The sequence below is a fragment of the Bradyrhizobium sp. UFLA01-814 genome (assembly GCF_046718885.1).
Lineage (GTDB): Bacteria > Pseudomonadota > Alphaproteobacteria > Rhizobiales > Xanthobacteraceae > Bradyrhizobium > Bradyrhizobium elkanii.
In genome coordinates this window covers 1-2,824 of record NZ_JAQOSR010000339.1, presented here as the reverse complement: position 1 = coordinate 2,824, position 2,824 = coordinate 1, and the positions used below count along the sequence as shown (strand labels likewise).

Genomic DNA, 2,824 nt, shown 5'->3' with positions numbered 1-2,824 from the left:
AAGCACGAGAGAGCGCTTAGTCTACCCCGGAAGGTGGAGTTTAGGAATGCGGCGATCGACGCGCAGAAAGCTCCCGTAAGGCGACGAAGTCGCCACGCACAAAGGCCTCCTTTTTCGCCCGGCTCCACTTCTTGAGCTTGCGTTCATTCTCGATCGCGTCCGTTATGCGATCGAACCATTGAGAGAAAACCAGCGTCACCGGGCGACGCGTCGCCGTGTAGCCGCCGAGTGTTCCGGCATTGTGCTGAGCAATTCTGATTTCCAATGCCGTACGCGTTATTCCAATGTAAAAGCTGCCATCCGCGCATCGGAGTATATAAAGGAACGCTCCTTCCGCCATCCTTCCCACCGCGTCTTCGCCTCTCGCCCTCATCCTGAGGAGCCGCGAAGCGGCGTCTCGAAGGATGGAGCCACCGGCGTGGCCTCATGGTTCGAGACGGCGCTTTGCGCCTCCTCACCATGAGGGGATAAAGTTAGGATTTCGGCCGCTTGTCGTAAACACGTTTCGCCTTGCCGAGCGAACGCTCCAGCGTCTCGGGCGCAACGACGCGGACGCGGGTGGAGATGCCGATCGTGTTCTTGATGAAGGCGGAGACCTTCTCGGCATGCGCGGTCAGCCCTTCGCCGTCCCAGCTCTCGGGCCGTGCCTCGGCGAGCACCGTCATCTCGTCCATGCGGCCCTCGCGGGTCAGCTCGATGACAAAGTGACCGCCGCACCAGTCGGTCGCCAGCAGCGCTTCCTCGATCTGGGTCGGGAACACGTTGACGCCGCGCAGGATGATCATGTCGTCGGAGCGGCCGGTCACCTTCTCCATCCGCCGCATGCCGGGCCGCGCCGTGCCGGGCAACAGCCGCGTCAGATCGCGGGTGCGGTAGCGGATGATCGGAAAAGCTTCCTTGGTAAGCGAGGTGAACACCAGCTCGCCTTTCTCGCCATCGGGCAGCACCTTGCCGGTCAGGGGATCGATCACCTCGGGGTAGAAGTGATCCTCCCAGATATGCAGACCGTCCTTGGTCTCCACGCATTCCTGCGCGACACCGGGACCGATCACCTCTGACAAGCCATAGATGTCAGTGGCGTCCATGTCGAACGCCTGCTCGATCTCGACGCGCATCGCGTTGGTCCAGGGCTCGGCGCCGAAGATCCCGAACTTCAGCGACGATTTGCGCGGGTCGAGGCCCTGCCGCTTGAACTCGTCGAGGATCGCCAGCATGTAGCTCGGCGTCACCGTGATGATGTCGGGCCGGAAGTCGTTGATGAGCTGCACCTGCCGCTCGGTCATGCCGCCGGAAATCGGGATCACCGTGCAACCGAGCCGCTCGGCGCCGTAATGCGCGCCGAGGCCGCCGGTGAACAGGCCATAGCCATAGGCGTTGTGCATCAGCATGCCGGTGCGGCCGCCGGCGGCACGGATCGAGCGCGCCATCACATCCGCCCAGGTGTCGATGTCGGCCCTGGTGTAGCCGACCACGATCGGCTTGCCGGTCGTACCCGAGGACGCATGGACCCGCACCAGTTGCTCGCGCGGCACCGCGAACATGTTGAAGGGATAATTGTCGCGCAGATCCGTCTTCACCGTGAACGGAAATTTGGCGAGATCGGGAAGCTGCCTGAAATCGGACGGATGCACGCCGGCGGCATCGAACGCCTTCCTGTAGTGCGCGACATTGTCATAGGCATGCTTGAGCGACCAGGCCAGCCGCCTGGTCTGCAGCGCCATGATCTCGTCGCGCGAGGCGCGCTCGGCCGGGTCGAGCTCGGCGCGATAACCACTGTCCTTGACCTTGAGCTTTGCCGTTGCCATCGACGTTTCCCCTGAAGCCTTTATGCCTCGATGTCCGTGTCGGGCAGCCAGGTGCCCGGTATCACGCGCGAATGCCCGCGGAATTCGGCGATCACGCTGTCGCCGGACGTCACGCTTACGTCGTAGATTCCCGAGCGGCCACTGCGCGAGATCTCGCGCGCGGTCGCCACCAGACGGTCGCCGAGCTTGCCGGGCCGGATGAAAGTGACATTGCCCTGCGCCGCCACCGCGCGATCGTTGCGGCTGTTGCAGGCAAAGGCGAAGGCTGAATCGGCCAGCGTGAAGATGTAGCCGCCATGACAGATGCGCTGGCCGTTGACCATGTGCGGCTGCACCGTCATCGCCATCGTAGCCTGCCCCGGCCTGATCTCGACGAGCTCCATGCCGAGGCCCTTGCTGGCGTCGTCTTCCTTCCACATCGCGTCAGCGCAGGCGCGGGCGACATCCTCGGGCGATAGCGTGGCCTTCACGTTCACATCGAACTCCCTGTGCGCGGGCCCGTTGCGGAGGGCCTCTTGGTGTCAAATCAGTGTTGGGCGCGACGCACGAGACGTCAACGCTACTTCCGTCATTCCGGGGCGATGCGCAGCATCGAACCCGGAATCTCGAGATTCCGGGTTCGCTTCGCGCCCCGGAATGACGACAATCTCAGACGTGGTCGTAATCGACCACGACCTTCTCGGAGCACGGCTTGGCCTGGCAGGTGAGGATGAACCCCGCCTTCAGCTCCCACGGCTCCAGCGAATAATTCAGGTCCATCGGCGCCTCGCCTTCGACCAGCTTGGCGCGGCAGGTCGAGCACATGCCGCCCTTGCAGGCGAACGGCAGGTCCATGCCGGCGCGCAGCGCAGCGTCGAGGATCGACTCGCCGTCGGCTACCGGGACCTCGCGGCGCTTGCCGTCGATGATCAGCCCGGCAATCGCCTTCGGCGGCGCGCCGGCGGAAACGACGACCTTCGGACGCGGCTTGCCGCCGAACTCCGAGACGAAGCGTTCGACATGGATGCGCTCGTCGGCGA

The 2,824-nt window shown here is 64.0% G+C and carries 4 protein-coding genes; all 4 read right to left on the bottom strand.

The window, feature by feature from the left end; translation table 11 throughout:
* Window positions 1–40 precede the first annotated feature (40 nt).
* Complete coding sequence (locus PMN64_RS42610) at window positions 41–340, bottom strand: GIY-YIG nuclease family protein (RefSeq protein ID WP_028338783.1); 300 nt, start codon at window positions 338–340, stop codon at window positions 41–43.
* A 133-nt stretch (window positions 341–473) separates the two neighbouring features.
* Window positions 474–1,805 carry a phenylacetate--CoA ligase PaaK gene (paaK, locus tag PMN64_RS42605; RefSeq protein ID WP_411785083.1) on the bottom strand — a complete coding sequence of 444 codons (1,332 nt, stop codon included), beginning with the start codon at window positions 1,803–1,805 and terminating at the stop codon, window positions 474–476.
* Between the two features lie 20 nt (window positions 1,806–1,825).
* On the bottom strand, window positions 1,826–2,281 hold the full coding sequence (paaI, locus tag PMN64_RS42600) for a hydroxyphenylacetyl-CoA thioesterase PaaI (RefSeq protein WP_411785082.1): 456 nt from the start codon (window positions 2,279–2,281) through the stop codon (window positions 1,826–1,828).
* Window positions 2,282–2,453: 172 nt separating this feature from the next.
* Window positions 2,454–2,824, bottom strand: a 371-nt coding sequence (locus PMN64_RS42595) for a 2Fe-2S iron-sulfur cluster-binding protein (RefSeq protein WP_411785081.1), incomplete at its 5' end; no start/stop codon positions are given.

Bases quoted from the DNA above. Each gene is read 5' to 3' on its own strand.
- PMN64_RS42610 (WP_028338783.1), bottom strand. From the start codon at position 340: ATGGCGGAAGGAGCGTTCCTTTATATACTCCGATGCGCGGATGGCAGC.
- paaK (WP_411785083.1), bottom strand. From the start codon at position 1,805: ATGGCAACGGCAAAGCTCAAGGTCAAGGACAGTGGTTATCGCGCCGAG.